General features: G+C 63.5%; 22 protein-coding genes. 4 read left to right on the plus strand and 18 right to left on the minus strand.

All coding sequences use genetic code 11. The features are described from left to right. Positions 1 to 129: 129 nt before the first annotated feature. From ABH939_RS24455 to lepA, 3 genes are all read right to left on the minus strand, one after another. Entirely contained in the window at positions 130 to 1,110 is a 981-nt protein-coding gene (locus tag ABH939_RS24455; protein ID WP_207624322.1) for an ABC transporter substrate-binding protein, read from the minus strand. An 80-nt stretch (positions 1,111 to 1,190) separates the two neighbouring features. Beyond that, positions 1,191 to 2,120, minus strand: coding sequence for a nitronate monooxygenase family protein (locus ABH939_RS24460; RefSeq protein ID WP_030536619.1), 930 nt, complete (start codon positions 2,118 to 2,120; stop codon positions 1,191 to 1,193). Between the two features lie 6 nt (positions 2,121 to 2,126). Next, positions 2,127 to 4,019: a translation elongation factor 4 gene (gene lepA, locus ABH939_RS24465; RefSeq protein ID WP_003944564.1), complete on the minus strand. Its 1,893-nt coding sequence runs from the start codon at positions 4,017 to 4,019 to the stop codon at positions 2,127 to 2,129. Between the two features lie 72 nt (positions 4,020 to 4,091). On the opposite strand from lepA, the gene ABH939_RS24470 reads away from it, so the two are divergent. Then, positions 4,092 to 4,625, plus strand: coding sequence for a type II toxin-antitoxin system PemK/MazF family toxin (locus ABH939_RS24470; RefSeq protein ID WP_064689233.1), 534 nt, complete (start codon positions 4,092 to 4,094; stop codon positions 4,623 to 4,625). A 30-nt stretch (positions 4,626 to 4,655) separates the two neighbouring features. Here ABH939_RS24470 and ABH939_RS24475 read toward each other — a convergent pair whose 3' ends face one another. Genes ABH939_RS24475 through ABH939_RS24490 form a run of 4 tightly spaced genes read right to left on the minus strand, consistent with a single transcriptional unit; the run spans position 4,656 to position 8,981 of the window. Continuing rightward, complete coding sequence (locus ABH939_RS24475) at positions 4,656 to 5,429, minus strand: aquaporin (RefSeq protein ID WP_003944482.1); 774 nt, start codon at positions 5,427 to 5,429, stop codon at positions 4,656 to 4,658. Between the two features lie 59 nt (positions 5,430 to 5,488). Next, positions 5,489 to 6,319, minus strand: coding sequence for a transglutaminase family protein (locus ABH939_RS24480; protein ID WP_007731033.1), 831 nt, complete (start codon positions 6,317 to 6,319; stop codon positions 5,489 to 5,491). An 8-nt stretch (positions 6,320 to 6,327) separates the two neighbouring features. After that, a complete protein-coding gene (locus ABH939_RS24485; RefSeq protein ID WP_003944483.1) occupies positions 6,328 to 7,299 on the minus strand; it encodes an alpha-E domain-containing protein in 972 nt (323 codons plus the stop codon). Between the two features lie 56 nt (positions 7,300 to 7,355). Next, the gene (locus tag ABH939_RS24490) at positions 7,356 to 8,981 is read right to left on the minus strand and encodes a circularly permuted type 2 ATP-grasp protein (protein ID WP_003944471.1); all 1,626 of its coding nucleotides are present in this window, start codon (positions 8,979 to 8,981) and stop codon (positions 7,356 to 7,358) included. A gap of 197 nt (positions 8,982 to 9,178) precedes the next feature. Between ABH939_RS24490 and rpsT the strand changes: the two genes are divergently transcribed. Together rpsT and ABH939_RS24500 are read left to right on the plus strand one after the other, a co-directional pair. Further along, positions 9,179 to 9,439 carry a 30S ribosomal protein S20 gene (gene rpsT, locus ABH939_RS24495; protein WP_003944567.1) on the plus strand — a complete coding sequence of 87 codons (261 nt, stop codon included), beginning with the start codon at positions 9,179 to 9,181 and terminating at the stop codon, positions 9,437 to 9,439. A gap of 158 nt (positions 9,440 to 9,597) precedes the next feature. Continuing rightward, the gene (locus ABH939_RS24500) at positions 9,598 to 10,023 is read left to right on the plus strand and encodes a hypothetical protein (protein WP_341514422.1); all 426 of its coding nucleotides are present in this window, start codon (positions 9,598 to 9,600) and stop codon (positions 10,021 to 10,023) included. A gap of 87 nt (positions 10,024 to 10,110) precedes the next feature. On the opposite strand, the gene holA is transcribed toward ABH939_RS24500, so the two are convergent. The 11 genes from holA to ABH939_RS24555 all read right to left on the minus strand — a co-directional run bounded on the left by holA (position 10,111) and on the right by ABH939_RS24555 (position 21,642). After that, complete coding sequence (gene holA, locus ABH939_RS24505) at positions 10,111 to 11,088, minus strand: DNA polymerase III subunit delta (protein WP_003944476.1); 978 nt, start codon at positions 11,086 to 11,088, stop codon at positions 10,111 to 10,113. After that, positions 11,085 to 13,445: a ComEC/Rec2 family competence protein gene (locus tag ABH939_RS24510; RefSeq protein WP_064689235.1), complete on the minus strand. Its 2,361-nt coding sequence runs from the start codon at positions 13,443 to 13,445 to the stop codon at positions 11,085 to 11,087. Before ABH939_RS24510 ends, holA begins: the two co-directional genes overlap by 4 nt. After that, entirely contained in the window at positions 13,442 to 14,320 is an 879-nt protein-coding gene (locus ABH939_RS24515; protein WP_341514423.1) for a ComEA family DNA-binding protein, read from the minus strand. Before ABH939_RS24515 ends, ABH939_RS24510 begins: the two co-directional genes overlap by 4 nt. 81 nt (positions 14,321 to 14,401) lie before the next feature. Beyond that, complete coding sequence (locus ABH939_RS24520) at positions 14,402 to 15,244, minus strand: DegV family protein (RefSeq protein ID WP_209447729.1); 843 nt, start codon at positions 15,242 to 15,244, stop codon at positions 14,402 to 14,404. Between the two features lie 4 nt (positions 15,245 to 15,248). Further along, complete coding sequence (gene octT / locus ABH939_RS24525; protein WP_124569244.1) at positions 15,249 to 16,046, minus strand: diglucosylglycerate octanoyltransferase; 798 nt, start codon at positions 16,044 to 16,046, stop codon at positions 15,249 to 15,251. Continuing rightward, on the minus strand, positions 16,033 to 16,707 hold the full coding sequence (locus tag ABH939_RS24530; protein WP_058039398.1) for a histidine phosphatase family protein: 675 nt from the start codon (positions 16,705 to 16,707) through the stop codon (positions 16,033 to 16,035). The genes octT and ABH939_RS24530 overlap by 14 nt, the downstream gene beginning before the upstream one ends. Beyond that, complete coding sequence (rsfS, locus tag ABH939_RS24535; protein WP_003944502.1) at positions 16,704 to 17,150, minus strand: ribosome silencing factor; 447 nt, start codon at positions 17,148 to 17,150, stop codon at positions 16,704 to 16,706. Before rsfS ends, ABH939_RS24530 begins: the two co-directional genes overlap by 4 nt. Positions 17,151 to 17,196: 46 nt before the next feature. Then, positions 17,197 to 17,913: a nicotinate-nucleotide adenylyltransferase gene (gene nadD / locus ABH939_RS24540; RefSeq protein WP_003944462.1), complete on the minus strand. Its 717-nt coding sequence runs from the start codon at positions 17,911 to 17,913 to the stop codon at positions 17,197 to 17,199. 18 nt (positions 17,914 to 17,931) lie between these two features. After that, positions 17,932 to 19,395: a VWA domain-containing protein gene (locus ABH939_RS24545; RefSeq protein ID WP_007731020.1), complete on the minus strand. Its 1,464-nt coding sequence runs from the start codon at positions 19,393 to 19,395 to the stop codon at positions 17,932 to 17,934. An 8-nt stretch (positions 19,396 to 19,403) separates the two neighbouring features. Continuing rightward, positions 19,404 to 20,315, minus strand: coding sequence for a MoxR family ATPase (locus ABH939_RS24550; RefSeq protein WP_003944506.1), 912 nt, complete (start codon positions 20,313 to 20,315; stop codon positions 19,404 to 19,406). A gap of 40 nt (positions 20,316 to 20,355) precedes the next feature. Next, positions 20,356 to 21,642 (minus strand): glutamate-5-semialdehyde dehydrogenase, encoded by a 1,287-nt coding sequence (locus ABH939_RS24555; protein ID WP_054826981.1) that lies wholly within the window; start codon positions 21,640 to 21,642, stop codon positions 20,356 to 20,358. A 218-nt stretch (positions 21,643 to 21,860) separates the two neighbouring features. On the opposite strand from ABH939_RS24555, the gene ABH939_RS24560 reads away from it, so the two are divergent. Beyond that, positions 21,861 to 22,964, plus strand: coding sequence for an NADH:flavin oxidoreductase/NADH oxidase (locus ABH939_RS24560; protein ID WP_054826982.1), 1,104 nt, complete (start codon positions 21,861 to 21,863; stop codon positions 22,962 to 22,964). Positions 22,965 to 23,007 lie beyond the last annotated feature (43 nt).

The raw sequence follows: 23,007 nt of genomic DNA on the forward strand, positions 1-23,007 counted from the left end.
GGGGCCCACGGCACCCGCGCCGCGTACGCCCCCGCCGCGGCCGCGGCCCACCCCGCCCACCCCGCCACCGCGCCCCCCTGCTGTGCGCCTTTATTAACCGCCCGGGTTTAATAACGGCGCACAGCAGGTCTAGCCGGCCACCGCTTCGAGCTGCGGCGTGATCGATTCGAGCGAGTACTTCAGCGACAGCGACGACGGAGTGTTCAGGCCGGCAACAGTCGGATAGTCGACGATGGCCAATCCGCCACCCTTGACTGCAGGCAGGTCGGCAAACCCCGGCAGCTTCATCATGTCGTCGAGCGACCCGCCGTTGGGCAGCAGCACCACGACGTCGGCGCTGAGAGCGTCGACCCGTTCCGGGCTGAGTATCAGCCGGCCACCGGTCACACCGGCCTCGTCGACCAGCTTGGGCGGCAACGACATTCCCAGACGCGTGAACAGTCCCGAAGCACCGTCCTTGGGATCAGCGACGATCACCAACTGCGACGTCGGGAAGACGTACTGCGACAAAAGAGCGGTCTTACCCTTCAGCCCCGGCAACCGCTGTGCGAGCGCATCGATCTGCCCGTTTGTCGCCTCGACGATCTCGTCGGCTCGCGACTCCTTGTCGAGAACCCGGCCGAGAATCTCCACCTGGTCCTGCCACGGATCGACCTGGACGTCGGACAGACCGGCAATTGTCGGAGCGATCTTGCTCAACTGGTCGAAATCGTCCTGATCGGCGACGGAGAACCCGCCGAGAATCAGATCGGGATCCAAGGCTGCAATTTCTTCAGCTTTGAGCGGGACACCGAACTGCTGGATCGCCGAGCGATCGAGTTCCTTCGCCGACGCGTCCACGCCACTCTCCCACGGGAACAGACCACGCTCGTCGCCCATCGGGCCGGCAGCCAGGTACCCCACCGGCTGGATTCCGAGTTCGAGCAGAGCGTCGAGCCACTGGGTGTCGGCCGCGACGATGCGCGTCGGCGTCCCGGTGATCGTGGTGGCGCCGAACTTGTGGTCGATCGTGGTGACCCGACCGCCCGCGATCTCGTCGGCGTCCGAGGACGAACATCCGCTGATACCTACGACCAGCGCTCCCAAGAGAGCCACCGCCGAAAACTTCATCGCACGCACGAAAATACTCCTCCACTAGTTAGCAGAGGCTTACCTTCTCATATGGGACCCGGTTGTGTCCGACCTTGCTTTCAGGCGAAACGAGAGAGCAGACGCTCCGCATCGGCGCCGATGCGTCGAACCACGTCGCCGGCCGGATGGGTTCCGTGTACGAGTCCGACAGCTTCTCCGGCGTAGACGACTCCGCTGTGGGGATCCGACGGGTCGTACGCCTTCGCCAGCATTTCCTCATCGGCGTCGACTCCGTGCCAGGCGGCAGTGAACTCGTTGGCCACCGCGCGGCCACCCCACCGCTGCGGCCACGGTTGACTGCGCGCTCGGTCGAACACCGAGGTGTAAATCGTGTCGGCACTTCCGGCTTCGACGACGCGGTCGCGGGCATAGTCCGGCCCGACCGTCTCCGGGCTGGCGAGCAGCGCCGTTCCGATCATCACGCCTTCCCCGCCGGCTGCCAGGACTGCGGCCAAACCGCGGCCGGTCCCGATTCCGCCGGCCGCCAGTACTGGAAGTGATGTCGTTTCGAGGATCTCCTGCAGCAGCGGCAAGGTTCCGATTCGGCCCGTGTGACCGCCTGCCTCACCGCCTTGCGCGATCACGCCGTCGACACCCGCGGCCTCGACAATGCGAAGGTCTTCGAGCGTATTGATCTGTGACACAACGGGAATGCCCGCATCGTGGATTCGTCCGACATACGAGGCGGGATCACCGAACGACAAGGTGATCATGGTCGGCTCGACGGCAATCGCGGCGTCGAGCATCAACTCGTTCTCGGGCAGCGACCACGTCATCAGGCCGACGCCGAACTTTCCGCCGATCGAGCGGGCCACTTCGGCTTCGGCCTCGATCCACTCCGGTGTGTTGTACCGAGCCGCGCCGAGCAGCCCCAACCCGCCGGCCGCCGATACAGCTCCGGCGAGCGCGCCGCCCGCGCGACCACCCATGGGCGCCCCGAGAACCGGGATTTCGATTCCGAACTCTCGGGACAACCAGGTGGTGACCATGCGCTCCTACTTCTTGGGCTTCTCGCCGACCGATTCCGACGTCAAGGCCGCCACGAATGCTTCCTGCGGCACCTCGACGCGACCGATGGTCTTCATGCGCTTCTTGCCTTCCTTCTGCTTCTCGAGCAGCTTGCGCTTACGGCTGATGTCGCCGCCGTAGCACTTGGCGAGAACGTCCTTGCGGATTGCGCGAATGTTCTCGCGCGAGATGATCTTCGCGCCGATCGCGGCCTGGATCGGAACCTCGAACTGCTGGCGAGGAATCAGCTCACGCAGCTTCGACGTCATGCGTCCGCCGTAAGCGCCGGCGTTGGAACGGTGCACGATCGAGGAGAACGCGTCGACGGCCTCGCCCTGCAGCAGGATGTCGACCTTCACCAGGTCGGCCTGCTGCTCACCGGCCTCCTCGTAATCGAGGCTGGCATAACCCTTGGTGCGGGACTTGAGGGCGTCGAAGAAGTCGAACATGATCTCGCCCATGGGCAGTTCGTAGCGCAGTTCGACGCGAGTCTCGGAGAGGTAGTCCATGCCGCCGAGCTCACCGCGACGGGACTGGCACAGCTCCATGATGGCGCCGACGTACTCACTCGGGGCGATGACGGTGCATTTGGCGACGGGCTCGTAGACCTCGCGAACCTTGCCTTCCGGCCAGTACGACGGGTTGGTGACGATGACCTCGGCCCCGTCCTCCATCACGACGCGGTAGACGACGTTGGGCGCGGTGGAAATCAGTTCGAGGCCGAACTCACGCTCGAGGCGGTCGCGGGTGATCTCCATGTGGAGCAGGCCGAGGAAGCCGCAGCGGAAGCCGAATCCGAGGGCAACCGACGTCTCGGGTTCATACGCCAGGGCCGCGTCGTTGAGACGGAGCTTGTCGAGGGCATCGCGCAGCACGGGGTAGTCCGAGCCGTCCATCGGGTAGAGGCCCGAGTAGACCATCGGCTTGGGATCGCGGTAGCCGACCAGCGGTTCGGTCGCGCCGTTGCGGGTGGTGGTGACGGTGTCACCGACGCGCGACTGGCGGACATCCTTCACGCCGGTGATGAGGTAGCCCACCTCGCCGACGCCCAGACCGATACTGGCCTTCGGCTCGGGGGAAATGATGCCGACCTCGAGCAGTTCGTGTGTAGTGCCCGTGGACATCATCGTGATCTTCTCGCGGGGACGGATCCGACCGTCGACCACACGCACGTAAGTGACCACGCCACGGTAGGCGTCGTAGACGGAGTCGAAGATCATCGCGCGGGCGGGACCGTCAGCATCGCCGACAGGCGCAGGTACCTGCTTGATCACCTCGTCGAGCAGTTCCTTGACGCCCATACCGGTCTTACCCGAGACGCGCAGGACATCACCGGGCTCGCAGCCCGTGATGTGCGCGATCTCTTCGGCATAGCGGTCGGGATCCGCGGCCGGGAGGTCGATCTTGTTGAGGACGGGAATGATCTTGAGATCCTTCTCCATCGCCAGGTAGAGGTTCGCCAGCGTCTGAGCTTCGATGCCCTGAGCAGCGTCGACCAGCAGAATTGCGCCCTCGCATGCTTCGAGCGCACGGGAGACCTCGTACGTGAAGTCGACGTGGCCGGGAGTGTCGATGAGGTGGAGGACGAACTCTTCGCCGTCGACGGTCCAGGGCAGACGAACGTTCTGAGCCTTGATGGTGATGCCGCGTTCACGCTCGATGTCCATGCGGTCCAGGTACTGCGCACGCATCGCCCGCTCTTCGACCACACCGGTGAGCTGAAGCATGCGATCTGCCAGCGTCGACTTACCGTGGTCGATGTGCGCGATGATGCAGAAGTTCCGGATCTGCGCAGGATCCGTGAACGTCTTGTCGGCGAAGCTGCTGATGGGAGACCCCTTAGTCGGACCGGCACCGGCCCGGATCCGGGCCACTGTCAACCCTCAGGATATCCAAGTCTCGGCGCCGCCGTACCAGGGGTTCCCACGGGTGGGTGATTATGCTCGAACGCTATGGCAAGCATGTGGAAGCAGATCGGCAGAACCCTCGGCGCCCTCGCGGTGGAGAAGGGCCCTGCGTTGCTGCGCCAGCTGCAGTCGTCCACGTCCCAGTCGTCTGCCTCGAAGCCGGGTCCGACCGGCCGCCCGATCGCCGCGCGAACGTCTCCGACCGCACATCGCGCCCGCAAGGTCGAGTACTCCCCCGACCTCGACGGCAAGGCCGATCCGGGCGAGATCGTCTGGACCTGGGTTGCCTACGAGGAGGATCCGACCCAGGGCAAAGACCGCCCGGTGCTGGTTGTCGGCCGCGACGGCGACACGCTGCTCGGCCTGATGTTGTCTTCGCAGAGTAAACGCCAGGGTGAGCGCGATTGGCTCGCAATCGGTTCGGGTCCATGGGACGGCGAGGGAAGGCCCAGCTGGGTCCGGCTCGACCGGGTGCTCGACGTTCCCGAGAGCGGGATCCGGCGCGAGGGCGCCGTCATGGATCACAAGAAGTTCGACGCGGTCGCGGCAAAACTTCGGGCCGACTTCAGCTGGAGCTGAAGCCGACCCGGACGATGGAAACAGTGTCGATCAGCTGTCCATACGGTTGAACCGTCCGAAGAGTGCTCGATAGATGAGTGCACCGAGCGCACCGCCGATGAGCGGGAACACGATGAACAACCACACCTGACCGAGTGCACCGTCCTGGAACGGTGCGACAGCGAGGCTTCGAGCGGGGTTGACGGAGGTGTTGTCGATCGGGATCGAGATCAGGTGAATGACGGCCAGGGTGAAGCCGATGGACACCCCGGCGAGCGGCACGTCGGAGATCTGGTCGGTCGACGCGAGAACGACGAATACCAGCAGTGCTGTCAGCAGGATCTCGATGATCATGGCGGCACCGATGCCGTAGCCGTCGGAAACCACGTTTCCGAGAAGATTCTTCTCGGCAGACGGACTGTGTGCGCCCCAACCGTTTGCACCCAAACCGTCAGCAGCACGGTTGTACGCCGGGAGACTGTTGGCCACCGTGTAGATCACGACGCCTGCGACCAAGCCGCCGATCACTTGCGCGACAACGTAAATCGCCGCATTGACGGCTGAGATTCGCCCGATCACGAATTGGCCGAGAGTCACTGCTGGGTTGACGTGGCAACCGGAAATCGGTCCGATCGCATATACGAGGAACAGCAGGGTCAGGCCGAATGCGAAGGCAACTCCGAGATTGCCGACTTTCGCACCTGCAAAGACGGCAGTTCCGACTGCGGAGAACACGAGCACAAATGTTCCCACCGCTTCGGCCGCATACTTCTTCACATCCGAGATCGGTTCGATCTCAGTCAATTCCTGTGCAGTTGGAGACATATTCCCACCTTCTTCTCATCGAACGGTAGTAATGCTCACGCGCCTAGATTTGCCGGACTTTACGCAAGCCTGGTGATCTCCACAACAACTTCGAGATCTGTGGAGCGTCCACCGGAAAAGATTCCCTTCAAAGGCGGCACATCCGAATAGTCCCTTCCTATTCCGACCGAGACATGCTGTTCATTCACAGCTATCGCATTGGTCGGGTCGTATCCCCACCACGCGCCGGTCCACGCTTCGATCCACGCGTGCGATTCGCCGACCACCGTGTCCCCGACTGCCGCATCACGTTTGGGGTGGAGATAGCCGGAAACGTATCGACACGGTATCCCCATCGTTCGAAGCAATACCAAGGTCAGATGCGCATAGTCCTGGCAGACGCCTTTCCGTGCCGACCACGCCTCGACCGCCGACGTATGCACTCCGGTCGTACCCGGAACATATGACATTTCGCCGTAAACCCATTGCGACGCAGCCACTACTGCATCTTCAGGTGATTTATCTTTGCGCAATTCCTTGGCAATTGTCGCCAGCTTACGATCACGCGGAACATATCTCGTGAAACTCAGTTGTTCGTTGAATCGATCTTTAATCGCGTTTCCCGACAATTCATCCCAGTCGACGGTTTCCTCGGGCTGAACGAACGGTTCCGTCTCCACCACCGACAGTCCGGTCACTTCGAGTTCCGTGTGCGGGGCGTGCAAGTCGAAGGCGGTCACCGCGGTGCCCCAGTAATCGGTGTATCGGTAGGAACGTGTGGCCGGCTGGGTTTCGACGCGCGTGAGTATCACCGTCTGCCTGGTGTCGCCGCGAGGTGTCAATCGCGCTTCGTTGTACGACGACGTCACCGGGGCGTCGTACGCATATCCCGTGGTGTGCACGACCCTCATTCGCCAGCTCACAGCTCTCCCTCCACCGTCGACTCCGCATACGCGGCGCCGGCATCCGTCCACGCGACCCACGGCGCAGCGTGGAAGTACTGCAATGCAATTGCCTCACCCAGTTCGCGGCAGGTCTCCTGCCAACCGAGCAACCGTCCCTGCAGATCCTCGAGCAACACGCCCTGCGGCAGGAACTCGAGTTCGCTGCGTGCGCGGCCCAGAAGCCGCGGCGCCTCCGCCCGGATTCCGACGCGACTGCCCGGCTGCGGGTCGAGCTCCTGCAGGCACTTCTCGGCCTGCCTGATCGAATGGAACACCGAGCGCGGAAAGAGTCTGTCCAACAAGATGAACTCGACGACGCGATTGGCGTCGAGTGCTCCGCGATACGTACGCAGATACGTGTCATGTGCGCCCGCCGAGCGAAGAACGCTGACCCATGCCGGCGACGACGGGCGGTCACCGGCGCGCGCCAGAAGCATCCGCACGATCATGTCGACACGTTCGATCGACCTGCCCAGCAGAAGGAACCGATAGCCGTCGTCGCGACTGAGCGTGGAATCCGCCAGGCCCGCGAACATCGCTGCGCGTTCCTCCACATAGCGGAAGAACTCGTGTGGCCCCAGCCTGCGTGAGGCACGTTCACGCTCGGCCAGTCCGTTGTACGTGGTGTTCAGGCACTCCCACATCTCACTCGACGTGACCTCACGCGCCCCGCGAGCATTCTCACGAGCACTTGCAAGCGAGTCCACGATCGAACCAACCTGGTTGCGGCTGAACGCAACCAGATCGGTGAGCGAGCGCACGTCGAGCTTGCCCTCCGGCGCCTCGATGCCGAGGACACGCAGGAGCAGACGCGACGTGCGGTCCGGGTCGACGGTGGCGTCGTCGAGCAATTGATGGACGGCGACGTCGAGGATCCGAGCAGTGTCGTCGGCGCGCTCGACGTAGCGGCCGATCCAGTAGAGGGACTCTGCGTTGCGAGCAAGCATCGGTCACCACGCTCCGTTCACTGATAGTTCTTGGTAGCTGGGCACTTCCGAGGTGTTCACTGTTGCTGCTGCTGTTGTTGCTGCGAGGTGCTCAGTTCGGGACCCTGCACCGGCTCCGCGGATTCCGGGGGCTCGGACACCAGTTCCTCGCCTGACAACTCTGGGTCTTCGTCAGAGGTGCGACTCGCAAGCACCCACGTGTCCTTGCTTCCGCCGCCCTGGCTGGAGTTGACCACCAGCGAACCTTCCGGAAGTGCCACCCGGGTCAGGCCGCCGGGCAACACCCACACGTCCTCACCGTCGTTGACGGCAAAGGGCCGCAAGTCCACGTGGCGCGGCGAGAGAACATCGTCGATCTTGGTCGGCACCGTGGACAACTGCACGAGTGGCTGCGCAATCCACCCGCGCGGGTCTGCCTTGATCTTGCGGGTTATCGCGGCCAGTTCCTTGGGGCTCGCGTCGGGTCCGAAGACGATTCCGTAGCCGCCGGACCCTTCCACCGGCTTGATGACCAGTTCGGCGACGCGGTCGAGGACTTGCTCGCACTCCTCGTCCAACCAACAGCGGAACGTGTCGACGTTCTGCAAGAGCGGCTTCTCACCGAGGTAGTAGTCGATGATCTGCGGAACGTAGGTATAGACGAGTTTGTCGTCACCGACTCCGTTGCCGACGGCGCTCGAGATCACCACGTTGCCCGCCCGCGCCGCATTCAGTAGGCCTGCGACGCCGAGAATCGAATCCGGACGGAAGTGCATCGGGTCGAGATACTCGTCGTCGATGCGGCGATAGATGACATCGACCTGGCGCTCGCCTTCCGTAGTGCGCATGTACACCATGTTGTCGCGGCAGAACAGGTCGCGACCTTCGACGAGTTCCACACCCATCTGACGAGCGAGCAACGAATGCTCGAAATAGGCGGAATTGGCGATACCCGGTGTGAGAACAACCACTGTCGGGTCCGCTTCGTTGAGTGCAGCACCCGCACGCAGCGCCCTCAGCAGGTGTGTTGCGTAATCACCGACCGCCCGCACCTTGTGGGACATGAACAGATCCGGGAACACCCGAGTCATGGTGCGACGGTTTTCCATCACATAGGAGACACCGGACGGAGATCGCAGATTGTCCTCGAGAACTCGGAACTCTCCCGCCTCGTCTCGGACTAGGTCGATACCCGCGACGTGAATTCGCACACCGTTGGGCGGCACGATGCCTGCCGCTTCACGGTGGAAGTGCTCACACGAGGTGACCAGGCGGCGCGGCAACACGTGATCGCGCAGGATTCGCTGCTCTCCGTAAATGTCCGCGAGAAACAACTCGAGCGCCTTCACCCGCTGTTTGATGCCCTTTTCCAGCCGCGACCACTCCTGGGCGGCGATGACGCGTGGCACCAGATCCAACGGGAAGGGTCGTTCCTGCCCGGACAGCGAAAACGTCACACCTTGGTCGATGAATGCGCGTCCGAGTGCGTCGGCACGCGCGGCGAGGTCGGCGCTGCTCGTCGGCGCCAGGGCTTTGTACACACCCTTGTACGGACCACGCACCGAGCCGTCGGGCTCGAACATCTCGTCGAAAGCCAACTCGTAGCGACCGATGTCTGAATATCCGTCGAACACTGCGGCAGGACGCGCTCGGGTGGTGGTCGAACCTGTTTTACTCGAACTTTTCGAAGGCGGCGGCGTCATAGGGCAACATGCTGCTACAAGTGGGGCTATTCGGCAGCGCGGCGAGAAATCGGGCGCTCGATGTACCCTTCTCGACAGACGCAACGTGCGACGGTTTGGGTTCTTGGGCCCTCGGCTGGTAATCTTGCCAGTCGGTGCATCAGTGCGCCCACAGCTTTCTCGACCGTAACCAGCTAAAGACGACAAGGATTTTACGCGTGGCCAACATCAAGTCCCAGGTGAAGCGAATCCGTACCAACGAGGCGGCCCGACTCCGTAACCAGTCGGTGAAGTCCTCGCTGCGTACCGCGATCCGTTCATTCCGCGAGGCTGCGGCAGCCGGTGACAAGGACAAGGCCAACGAGCTCCTCGTCTCCACCAGCCGCAAGCTCGACAAGGCAGCCAGCAAGGGCGTCATTCACGCCAACCAGGCTGCCAACAAGAAGTCTGCACTCTCGCAGGCTGCCAACAAGCTCTGACGTTTCCAGTGTGACGGTTCGCCGTCACACTGGATCGTCTCGATAGCCGCCAGGTCGAAAGACCAGGCGGCTATTTTGCGTATTCAATCGGGTCAGTGCGAAGACCCGCCATCCATGTCTTGCAGCGAATATGTGGAGCGGGCTGCAACCATCTGATGATGGCGATCAACGGGCACGGGAAGCGCCCTCGCAGCTGGTTGTTCACGACTGTCTTCTGGGCGGTCGTCGCTTTCGGCGTAGTGGCCGCCCTGGGAATCCCTCGTTGGTGGGAATCATTGACGGTTGCAGTCGTCGGAGGTGCCGCAAGCTACGGATGGTGTAAGCGCAGGCAACGTAGCGAATTCCGGATCTTCCTCGGCGTGATGTGTTCACTCGTTGCGATTCTGGCGTTTCTCTCCGTTGGACGAGCGCTACTCACCACCGTGAAGGTGCCGGTGGACAGCATCGGCCAAGAAACCATTGTCTGCGGCAGTGTGGTGAATCCGGTGTCGCACGACTCACTACGGGTGACCGACATCAGAACAGGTGAACCAACGACACGGCCTCAGGCCATTCCGCTACTCAGTTGGAGCAAGCCTGCGTGAAACGCCTCGACTACCGGGCGGGTGAGGCCACGGCCGCCACTGTCGTCGGACTACTTCTGGCCGGACGCGCAGTAGGCCACGTTCTACTCAGTTCTTCCGCAACGCGCACACTTTCCGCACTGCCATCTCCAGGGCGAAGGACGAGTCGACTGCGGCACCCTTCACGTCGGCATTGAGGGCGGCGACGATCTGCATCGCAGCGCCGATCGACGTGGGATCCCAGCCGCCGACCTCCTTGATCGCCTTCTTGACCTTCCACGGCGGCATTCCGAGATCCGACGCCAACCGGAACGGGTCACCGCCCCGTGCAAACGGGCCGACCTTCGCGATGGTGTGGACTGCGTCGGCGAGGGCATCCGCGAGCAGAACATGGGCTGTTCCGATCTGATCTGCCCATCGGAGCGCCTCGAGCGCACCCCGGGTATCGCCGACGATGACTTTGTCGGCCACGTCGAATCCGGAAACCTCGGCCTTGCCCGAGTAATACTTGTGGACTGCATCCACGTCGATCTTGCCGCCCGTATCTGCCGCCAATTGCGAGCAGGCCGACGCGAGTTCGCGGAGGTTGGAGCCGACGCTTTCGATCATCGCGGCGATCGCATCTGGCGCAACCCTCACGTCTGCGGTCCGAAACTCACCCCGGACGAAGTCGACAAGCTGACTCTTGTTCAGTTTTCCGCAGTTGTGAACCGTCGCCCCGAGCTTCTCGAGGGCCGGCGCCAACGCTTTCGCGCGACCGCCGCCCGAGTGCACGACGATCAGAACCACACCTTCTGCCGGCTCGCGTGCAGCCTCCAGGACAAGCGCTACGGCATCTTTGCCTGCTTCTGCAGCCGATTCCAAGACGATCACACGGTCTTCGGCAAAAAGAGAAGGGCTGAGCAACTCGGCCAACTCGGGAGCATTGGTGTCGCCCGCGCGCATCTTGGTCACCGGGAGATCCGAAATACCCTGGCCGCGGTCACCGCGGACAGCTCTGATGAGCTGCGATACCGTGCGGTCGATCAGGAACTCGTCGTCCCCGAGAACAAGATGCAGCGGATCGACTCCAGACGGATTACTCACCCGAAGATGGTCCCACGAGGAACCGACACGATCGACACAGACCCGCCGCCCCCGCCGTACACAGCGACGGTGCCGTCGACGTCGGTCCGAACCACCGCCCCGCCCAATGAATCCAGTTCATCGAGAACCTCCGCATTCGGGTGCCCGAAACTGTTGCCGACGCCGACGCTGATCATCGTCAACCTCGGACGCACCGCTTCCAGAAATGCCGACGACGTGGTCCGAGAACCGTGATGGGGCAGCTTCAACACATCGGCCTTCACGTCCGCTCCCGATCGGAGGATCGCCTCCTCCCCCGCAACTTCGGCGTCGCCCGTCAACAGAATTCGACCCGCGCCCGTGTGCGCCATCACCACCAGCGACTGATCGTTCGCGGCGTCCGCGCCGTCCCCCGCATCGCGGGGAGCCGGAACCAACGGACCGAGAACCTCCACGTTCACCGATCCCAACGTCAACTCCATACCTGCGCGCAACGAGACAACCGGAACGGCCTGCGAGTCGGCGGTATCCTTCACCGCCCGAAAACCTGACTCCGGCAACAACATCGACCCGACTCCGATCGCAGCGACCGAACGCCCACTCAGGACTGCTTCCAATCCACCGATGTGATCGGCATGAAAATGACTGATCATCAGCAACGCGATGTCGTTGACGTCCAACATGTTCAGGCAACGATCCATCGACGTGGGATCAGGACCGACATCGATCACGATCACCCTGCCGTCTCCAGTCGAGAGCACAAGACCGTCCCCCTGACCGACGTCGCACATCACCAGCGCCCACCCCGGAGCAAAACGGCCACCCCCGAACACGTGTTGAAAGATCAGGGCCAGAACAACTCCCAGAACGAGAACGCCGAGCACCCATCTCGAAATCCGATTCCACAGCGTCAGGGCCGCGGCCAGTAGGACTCCCACGACGACGAGGGCACCGATGAGTCCTGACGGCACTACCACCGACGCTCCGGGAAGCGCCGCCGCCCGCTCGGACACGCACAGCAGCCACCCCATCGGCGGCCGCACCAATGGCGCGACGAACACCGCGATCGGTGGACAGATCAGCGCACACAAGGCAATCACCGCACCGAACACCGTGATGATTCCGATCACGGGCGCCACCGCCATGTTCGCGGCAATCGTGACTACGCTGAAGGTTCCCGCCATGGCGCCCACCAACGGTGCAGTCACGACAAACGCAGCACCCGAGACAGCTGTCATCTCCGAAAACCAACGGGGCCAGCCTCTTCGGCGAAGCACGTCCACCCACACCGGCGCAATGATCACCAGCGCGCCCGTGGCAGTAGTCGACAGCGCAAACCCCCAGTCGACGGCCAGCTCGGGCATCACGACTACCAGAACGATGACGGCGGCGGCAAGCGCAGGCAGCGCCTGTTTGCGCCGACCAGTGACCAGACTGAGCAGGCCTACCAAGCCCATCACCGACGCGCGTAGAACACTCGGCGACGGCCTCGCGACGACAACAAAGGCAACGAGGGCTACCACCGCCAAAGCGGCGCCGACCCGTGGACTGAGCGCCGCGGCTCTGACCAACAGCAGAACGGCCCCGAGCAGAATGCTGATGTTGGCGCCGGACACCGCGGTGAGATGGGAAAGTCCGGCAACGGTGAAGTTGTCCTTCACCACCGGCGACAGCGCCGACGTGTCTCCGACGACGAGGCCAGGCAGCAGACCCGCCTGATCCGGCGGGAGTGCAGCCGAGCACGCAGCCGCGAAACGAATGCGCACCACACTTGCCCATCGCTGATACCAGGGCACTTCTCCCACCGCGACGGGAGGCCCTTCGGACGTGATCACGGCGAGCGTGGAATCGCTACGCCATGGCTGACTCGCCCGGCCACGAACCGTGAGGCTCTGCCCTGGAACAACTTCGAGCCACGACGAACTGGGCGCCCGGATGGTGACCAAGCCGCCTCCGGAGTACCTGCGGTTCTGGGCAGTCACCGAATTGACGGTTGCCCTGAAGACGACCTGACCTTGACCCACCGCGCCGGAGACCGCGTGCGGATCCTCCGAGGGTTCCACTTCGACACTCACCCAAGCTCCCTCGAGAGAAGCTCGGGTCAGTGGGTGCCTCTCCGCCTCGGACGCCCGCCACCCGCCGACGGCACTACACCCGGCACCGAACAGCAATGCAACCAACATGATTCGTACCCACCCCGCTGATGTCCGGCGCACAACCACGTAAGTGAGGAGTGCCGCTGGAACCGCACACGCCACCGCCAGTACCCACGCGGCGACCGGGCCGAACAGGATCCCCACCGCACTGCTCCCCCACACCGCGACGGCAGACGGAAGCAGTCGAGCGTCGAGGACCGGCGAGGCTTCCGGTTCGTTCACACCGACACCAGCACTCGCAATTTGGCCAACCTTGCCGGGCCGATCCCGTCGACTTCCCCCAATTGTTCTATGTCCGTGAATTTTCCGTTGGATGTGCGCCAGGAGATGATCGCCGCAGCCGTTACCGGCCCTACCCCGGGAAGCTCGTCCAGTTCGGCCTCGGTGGCGGTATTGAGGTTCACCAGCCCAGCCCCGCCGGATTCCCCCGTAGCTGCGGGGCTGGTCCCTCCTGCAGTGGTACTCGAAGAAACACCACCGGACTGATCGGCCGCACCAACCACGATCTGATCGCCGTCGACAAGTTTCTGAGCCAGATTCAGGCCCACCGTCTCCGCTCCGTCGAGCACGCCACCTGCCGCAGCAAGCGCGTCGGCGATGCGCGAGCCCGAATGAAGATTGACAAGCCCAGGCGTGCGCACGAGCCCGACGACACTGACCACCACAGCCTCGGGCGGCTGCTCTGCCACGACGCCGGTCGGTACAGGACTGGCTGATTCACCATCGCCGGCAGTCACATTCTTCTCCGTGACATTCTGGGGCGAGGGCAACGTTGGGACCGCCTGCATGCTCGGAGAATCCCACCACACGGCGAACAAGCCGATTCCCGTGGCCAGAACTGCAAAGATCGCCAACACCCAGGTCGCCGACCGACTCGGGCGCCAACGTGTACCGCGCCAATGTTCGGGCAATCGGTCGAACCGTGACGAGTCGGGCTGAGCGTCGTAGTCGTCCTCGTCGAAGTCCCGAAGCCACTCGGGGGACCTCTCGAAAGACCCTGAATCCTCGAATTCGTCGACGGCCGGTCGCTGCCGGTAGTTTCCGTCCATCGCCGCGAGGCGATCACGCGCCCGCTCGCGCTCCTCGCTGATCCTCATGACTGGACGCTAACGAGAGACCTCGCCACCGAAGACGATGAATTTCGACCTGTGGAGAACTCGGGGATTGTGGAGAAACGATCAGGTGTTCGCGTCGATCTCCGGCAACGGGCACACCACAACACCGATCGCGCCGACACCGACGTGCGCTCCGATAACCGCGCTGAAGTCGGTAACCACGGATTCCGCTACATCGGGAATGCGCTCGGCCAACTGTTCCGCTATCCCGTCGGCACGCTCTCGTGCTCGCATGTGATGCACGGCTATCGCCACGCGGCCGAGACCGGCGCGCTCGACTGCCGAATCAACCAAGCGTGCAAGCGCTTTGGTGGTGGTGCGCGTTTTTTCGCCGAGCACGAGTTTGCCGTCCACCAGATGCAGGATCGGCTTCATCGCCAATGCAGTACCCAGCAACGCAGCGGCGGTTCCGATTCGTCCGCCCCGACGCAATTGATCAAGTTTGTCGACGACGATGTAGCAGCGCCCACGGCTGGCGACGTCGACCGCCCGGCCGTACGCCTCTTCGAGTGAAGCGCCCTTCTCGGCCAAGCGTGCAGCTTCGAGAGCCGGATAGCCCAAACCCATACCGGCGGACTGTGAATCGACGATCCGGACGGCGCCACCGAATTCCTGGGCTGCGACTCGTCCGGCTTCCCACGTTCCCGACAGTTGACGTGAAATGTGAACGGCGAGAACGCCGTCACCGTCGCTCATGTCCAGGGCGCGTGCATACGCTTCGGACAACTCGGCGGGCGACGCTCCGGCCGTTGTCACTCCCGACAGGTCGCTCGGCATTGCGTCGACGCCCTCTCGCAAGTCGCAACCGTCATGGAGCACGTGGAGCGGAACAACCTGAATGCCACATGCGTCGGCCGACTCCTGCGGGATGCAGGCGGAGGAATCCGTGACGACGACGACCGGCATTCTGCTACCCGACTTCGCTCGGCGGTGATACCAGTTCCGGCGAAACCAGTTCCGGCGAAACCGTTTTCTGCGACTCGACCCCGCGAATCGCAGCGATCATCGCGCGGGCTACACCGACGTGACCGTCCCAACCCCAGTGAATGCCGTCAGGATTGCCGTTCTCGGAAAAGACGTTGTCACGCACTGCATCTGCAAGGTCGACTACGGGAACGTCTTTCTCCGTAGCCCACTCGGTGATCGCGGACACCGCGGCAGGTCGTCCGGCATGCACGCTGGCGTAGGCATCACTGCGGTGCACTGACGGCAAGGTCGCGATCATCGGCAGTTCCGGCCGCATGTACTCCAACGCATTTCGCGAGCTTTCCAGATACTCGACGCTCAGCTTGGGAGGAAGTGCGACCGGGCGGCCCAGAGGTGCAAGCCGCGGCTGCAGCCATTGATAACCCTCGCGCACCACGCGTCGAAGCGCGGGTGGCCGAACGTAGCGGATGGTCTCGCGGAGCGCGGTAGGCAATGGGGACGGCAGCGAGTCCATCCCGCCGACCGCGAACACGACGGCGCCGGCCCGCGGCACCGCCGCCCACACACGAGGATCCTGAGTCAGTGCCCACCACGCGTCGCGACACGTCCATCCGATACGGGCGACCAACTCGACGTCCCAGCCGAGTTCGTCGGCCACGATGTTGGGCCAGATGCGTGGATGATCTGCCGCGAGGCCGCCTTTGGGGCCGAAATACGACAGCGAATCCGCGAGTACGAGGAGGACGGGGCGCTGCCCGTCGGCACTTTCAGAGGACGTCATTTGCGACACTCGCAGAAGCATTCCATACGTCGAGTCGCCACTCGATCGACTTGACGTCACCATGTCCACTGAGTTGCACCCAACTGGTGTTTCCCAATCCGCCGAGGACGGCCCAGCGATCGATGGGTAGGTCGAGCAATGCCGCTGTCAGTGCCGCGATCAAGCCTCCGTGCGCCACCAGAACCACGGGCCGCTCGGCCCAGTCCGGGTGCGTGTCGAGCAATTCGTGAACTACGGGGAGGCTGCGATTCGCGACGTCGATTCGGCTTTCGCCGCCGGGCGGCGCCAACGTGGCATCCGCTCGCCACGCAGATCGCACACCGGGAGTGCGCTCGTCGACGTCATGATGAGTCAGGCCCTGCCATTCCCCCAAGTGTGTCTCACGCAGACGCGTGTCGGTGAGGACCGGAAGTCCGGCGGCATCACCGACAGCGACGGCCGTGAAGTACGCCCGACGCAGATCCGAGGACACGATCGTCAACGGCCTGCGATCGGCGATCACCGGACCTGCACTCTTGGCCTGCGTGCGTCCCAACTCCGACAGGTCGGTGTCGAGTTGCCCCTGCATCCGAGAGTCGGCGTTGTATTCGGTCTGTCCGTGACGCAGCAGGATGAGCCGGCGGACAGGGTTCGACGCCGCACTGGGCGCCGACGAAGTCACAGCGAGGGATCCTGCGCGTCCGGCTCGGAAACCGTGTCGGTCTCGAACACCGTGTTGGCGTCGGCGGGGCCGGGACGGTTCTGTCCGAGGCCTTCGACCTCGACCGTCGGGCAGTCCTTCCACAGACGATCGAGAGCGTAGAAGTTGCGCTCCTCGTCATGCTGGACGTGGACGACGATGTCGGCGTAGTCGAGCAATGCCCAGCGGCCCTCGCGGGTGCCTTCACGGCGGACCGGCTTGTGTCCCGCTTCGCGGAGACGGTCTTCGATGTTCTCGACAATCGAGTTGACCTGACGCTCGTTCGTCGCAGATGCGATGACGAAGCAGTCCGTGATGACCAGCTGTTCGGACACATCGAGCACCACCACTTCGGTGGCCAGCTTCTCGTCGGCTGCCAAGGCCGCGATGCGTGCCATGTCGATGGCTTCGGTGTTTGCGCTCACTCGATGTTCTCCAGTTTCGTCTTCAGAAAGTACTTGTTGTTCTCGGCTAGCTCGATTCGGCGCCCGGGACGGCTTCCGACTTCCCCGGTGCGGGCTCCGACATCGTTGTAGCTCCGTCGCGGCGCTCCGCGTCGACAGGTCGATACAGGTTCCGCTTCGAGATGTACTGCACCACTCCGTCCGGCACCAGGTACCAGACGGGGCGGTCTTCACTTGCCCGACGCCGACATTCGGTCGACGAAATGGCAAGTGCCGGAATCTCTATCAACGTGACCGCGTCGGCGGGCATGGTGTCGAGGTGACCGGCCAGGTGCTCTGCATTGAGATCGAAACCCGGTCGCGATACCCCGACGAACTTCGCCAATGCGAACAACTCTTCCCAATCTTGCCAGGAAAGGATGCTGGCCAGCGCATCGGCACCGGTGATGAAGAAGAGTTCGGCGTCAGGGTGGTAGGCCCGGAGGTCTCGCAGCGTGTCGACGGTGTACGTCACTTTTTCACGGTCGACGTCGACCCGAGAGACGGAAAACCGCGGGTTGGAGGCGGTGGCGATGACCGTCATGAGGTACCGGTCCTCGGCAGGACTGACGCCCTTCCCCTGCTTCTGCCAGGGCCGCCCGGTGGGGACGAAGATCACTTCGTCGAGTCCGAACCGGTCGGCGACCTCACTGGCCGCAACGAGGTGGCCATGGTGAATGGGGTCGAAGGTGCCACCCATCACTCCTAGGCGTCGAGCACGTTCCACCGATAGTCCCTTCTGCACGAGTGTCGAGCTTACGGGTCAGACCGGCAGCAGACGGGACACGACGTCGGCAAGCTGCTGGGCCGAGCGGCACTCGTGCATGCTGATGACCTCGTTGTAGACCTTCGCCGCGGAGTCACCCGTTCCCCATTGCCCCTTCGGCTCGGGGTTGAGCCAGTGCGCGTGCTTGGCTACTGCCACCATCTGCGACAGCGACTGAAGGTTGGGATCGCGGTAGTTGTTGCGACCGTCGCCGAGTACCAGTAGCGACGTGCGACTGGTGATCGACTGCGCGAACTTCTCCTGGAACACTCCGAAGGCGTGTCCGTAGTCTGAGTGGCCGTCGTAGGTGATCAGTTCGGCCTCACGCACCATCCGTGACATCGCTGATCCAAGGTCTGCGTTCGAGTCGAAGAACCGCGTGACCTCGTCGGTCGTGTCGATGAACGCGAACACCCGCACGCGCGAGAACTGCTCACGCAAAGCGTTCACGAGCAGCAGAGTGAAATGGCTGAACCCCGCCACCGAGCCGGATACGTCACACATCACCACAAGTTCGGGCCGCGCCCGCTTCGGCTTGCGCTGCACCAGATCGATCGGCACTCCGCCCGTCGACATGGACTTGCGCAACGTACGACGTAGGTCGATCGAACCCGCGCGAGAGCGGCTGCGACGCACGGCGAGACGACTGGCCAACAAGCGAGCCAGGGGTGCGACGTTCTTCTTCAGCGTGGTGAGTTCGGCATCGGACGCTCGCAAGAAGTCGACTTCCTCGGCGAGTTTCGGAACGCCGTACGTGGCGACCCGCTCCTTGCCCAAATTCTCGGCTGTGCGTCGACGCGTTTCCTTCTCGACCATCTTGCGGAAGTCCGCGATGCGCTGCGCTGCCGTGCGCTTGGCGACCTCGGACTGATAGTCGGAGTTGTCCTTGCCCTCTGACCCGGAACCCTCCTGGTTGCCGAGCAGGCCCTGCAGGATCTTGTTGAGCAACGTCTCCGGGGCGACGTCACGCAGCGCCTGATAGGCGGAGAACGACGGGCCGTTACTCGACTGGTACTGCCCGAGTTCCTCGACCATCGCGGCGGTCAGGAGTTCGGTCATCTCCATCGCCTCGTCACTGCCGTCTGTCAGCAGTTCGGCAATGAGCTCACGCAAGGCCTGCAGGTCGATCGAGCCGTCTGGCTTGCGCGGCAGTGTGACGTCGACGTCGCCGACCGCACGGTCACCGATCGCCTTGGGGAACCACAGGTCGAAGACGGCGTCGAACGTCGCCCGGTGGGTCGGCCTGCGCAGGAGCGAGCATGCCAGCCCTTCACGAAGCGCTTCACGATCGAGCAGGTCGAGAACAGACATGACCTGACCGGCGTCGACTGTCTCGGACGGGCCGACCATGATTCCGCGTCGTCGCAAAGCCTCGACAAAATCGACGAGGTGACCGGGAATCCCGTGCGGCGCTGCCAGGCCGCCAGGTGAGAGCGGCGACGTCGATGCTGCGGGAGCCATGTCAGACCTCAGTTCAGCCGAAGTTCAGCGGCGGCACGCACCTGGTCCGACTGGTGCTTGAGGATCACGCCGAGCGTGGCGCGAACGGCATCGTCGTCGAGAGTGTCCATGCCCAGAGCAAGAAGGGTGCGTCCCCAGTCGATGGTCTCGGATACCGAAGGGACCTTCTTGAGCTGCATTCCGCGAAGAACACGAATGGTGTTGACCAGCTGCTCGGCAATCGCTTCAGGAAGCTCCGGCACACGGCTTGCGAGGATGCGACGCTCGAGGTCGGCGTCCGGGAAGTCGAGATGCAGGAAGAGGCAACGACGCTTCAGAGCCTCCGAGAGTTCGCGAGTGGCATTCGAGGTCAACACCGTGAACGGCTTGCGGGTGGCGGTAATGGTTCCGAGCTCGGGGATCGTGACCGCGAAGTCGCTGAGCACTTCGAGGAGCAGACCTTCGATCTCGACGTCTGCCTTGTCCGTCTCGTCGATCAACAGCACCGTCGGGTCCTCGCGGCGAATGGCCTTGAGCAGTGGACGTGCGAGCAGGAACTCCTCCGAGAAGACATCCGCCTTCGTCGAATCCCAGCTGTGGTCGACCGCGACATCACCCCTCGCTCCGCTCGCCCCGCCCGACTGAATCCGAAGAATCTGCTTCGCGTGGTTCCACTCGTAGAGTGCACGAGCCTCGTCGACGCCCTCGTAGCACTGCAGACGCACCAGTTCTGCGCCCGTGGTCTGGGCGACTGCGCGGGCGAGTTCCGTCTTTCCGACACCGGCCGGGCCCTCGATGAGCAGCGGCTTGCCCAGACGATCGGCCAGGAAGACTGCCGTCGCGGTGGCCTTGTCGGACAGATAGCCGGTTTCGGCCAGCCGTTCGATCACGTCGTCGACGGTCGAGAAGAACGGCGTCGTGTCGGGAAGTGCTCGGTCCACGGTTAACTCCTTGAGAGGTGGGGCAAGTCTGGTGAACTTTTCAGGCGGGTCGGGTGTGCCCGTCGCCCCAGACGATCCACTTGGTGGACGTCAGTTCCGGCAACCCCATGGGGCCACGCGCATGCAGTTTCTGGGTGGAGATGCCGATCTCGGCGCCGAACCCGAACTGCTCACCGTCGGTGAAGGCAGTCGACGCATTGACCATCACTGCCGCGGCGTCGACTCGAGCGGTGAACTCGCGGGCAGCCGAGAGATCGGACGTCACGATGGCTTCGGTGTGGCCGGTTCCGTACTGGTCGATGTGCTCGACGGCAGCGTCCAAGTCCTTGACGACCTTGAGGGCGACGTCGAGGGTGAGGTATTCCTTCGACCAGTCGTCCTCGGTCGCGGGAACCAGTCCCGGCAGATCACCGTGCACGACGACGTCGTGCATCTGAAGCGCTTGGAGCAGCTTCGGCACGGCCGTCTCGGCAATAGCGGCGTCGACCAGCACCGTCTCTGCCGTGTTGCACACACTGGGCCGACGGGTTTTGGAGTTGAGAAGAATCTTCTCGGCCATCAGTAGATCGGCGGCCGAGTGAACATAGACGTGGCAGTTACCGACACCGGTCTCGATGGTGGGCACGGTGGCATCACGCACGACGGCGCTGATCAAGCCGGCACCGCCGCGCGGGATGACGACGTCGACGAGGCCACGGGCCTGAATCAAATGAGTGACCGTGGAGCGATCCGCACTCGGCAGTAGTTGAACGGAATCCTCGGGCAGTCCCTGATCAACCAACGACGCACGCAGAGCCGCCACCAACGCTTCGTTGGACTTGACCGCCGAGGACGAACCACGAAGCAGCGCAGCATTTCCCGACTTGAGGGTGAGCCCGAAGGCATCGACGGTCACGTTGGGGCGAGCCTCGTAGACCATGCCGACGACACCGAGCGGAACGCGCTGCTGGCGTAGCTCCAAACCGTTCGGCAAAGTGGATCCACGAAGCACTTCACCGATCGGATCGGGTAGTCCGGCAACCTGACGCAAACCCGACGCGATGCCCTCGATCCGCTCAGCGGTCAGACGAAGACGGTCGAGCAGCGATTCCTCGGTGCCGCCCGCCTTCGCGGTGTCGATATCGAGAGCGTTGGCCGCGAGAATCCGATCACTTGCCGCGAGTACCGCGTCGGCTGCGGCGTTGAGCGCAGCATCCTTCTGCGCCGTGGTCAGCAGAGCCAGGACGCGCGAAGCCTTACGGGCTCGGCGTGCGGCGTCGTGCACGACGGACTTGGTGTCGGACGCGTTCGAGTCGACGGTTTCTGCGTTGGAAGTCACAGCGGTCATGAATACACATTAACCACCCACCGTGACGGCCTGCTCGGCGGAACGAGGCTGTGACCACCCGGGACCATTCCGGCGGACCGCCTGCGAACATTTAGGCGGACCGCCTGCGAACATTTAGGCGGACCGCCTGCGAACGTTTCGGCGGACCGCCGGGGAACAATTCCGGCGCGCGACACTGTTGCACCCACCGACCTTCTTCTTCGAGTCAGGAGCCATCCGTGAGTGTGTTGTTCGAGCCTTTGACCCTGCGCGGCGTCACCATCCCGAACCGCGTCTGGATGGCACCGATGTGCCAGTACTCCGCTGACGTCATCGGCGACCAGGTCGGAGTGCCCAACGAGTGGCATCGCACGCATCTGGTGAGCCGTGCAATCGGCGGCACCGGCCTGATTCTCACCGAGGCGACGGCCGTCAATCCCGAAGGCCGCATATCGGCAGCTGATCTGGGGATCTGGAACGACACGCAGGCGCAAGCCTTCGCCGAGATCAACGCGCAACTCGCGTACTTCGGCGCAGTGCCCGGAATTCAGCTGGCCCACGCCGGACGCAAAGCGTCGACGCAGGTTCCGTGGCGCGGAGGCAAGAGTCTGCCCGCCGACGACCGACTCTCGTGGCAGACGGTTGCCCCGAGCGCGGTTCCGTTCGGTCACCTTGCCGATCCGGTCGAGCTCACCACGGAAGGCATCGAGAAGGTCGTCGCAGACTTTGCAGCGGCGGCTACCCGCGCACTGAAGGCCGAATTCAAGGTCGTGGAAATTCACGCGGCCCACGGATACCTGATCCATCAGTTCCTCTCCCCCGAGAGCAACAAGCGGACCGACCGCTACGGCGGCAGCTTCGAGAACCGCATCCGGTTGCTCCTCGAAATCCTGAGCGCAGTCCGCGAGGTGTGGCCGGCCGAGCTACCGCTCTTCGTCCGGGTCTCGGCAACCGATTGGCTCACGGAAGAACGTGGGCTCGACGTCGAGAGCTGGACCGCGGATCAGACCGTAGCCCTCGCCAACATCCTCTCCGACTACGGCGTCGATCTCGTCGACGTGTCCACCGGTGGTAATTCACCGGCAGCCAAGATTCCGGTGGAGCCGGGATACCAGGTTCCGTTCGCCCGTCGCCTGCAGAACGAGAGCCTGCTACCGGCCGCCGCCGTCGGCCTCATCACCGAACCCGAACAGGCCGAGAAGATCGTCGAAGACGGAAGCGCAGTGGCGGTGCTCCTCGGCCGCGAACTGTTGCGTGATCCCTACTGGGCGCGCCGGGCGGCCCGTGAACTGAACGCCGAGGTAGGACCGCATATCCCGTCGCAGTACGCCCGCGCCTTCTAGCCCGAAAATCGGCTCCCGCGCACAACTTTGATAGCGTAAGCGT

The organism is Rhodococcus sp. 27YEA6, from assembly GCF_044908235.1.
In the GTDB taxonomy this organism is placed as follows: domain Bacteria; phylum Actinomycetota; class Actinomycetes; order Mycobacteriales; family Mycobacteriaceae; genus Rhodococcus_F; species Rhodococcus_F qingshengii.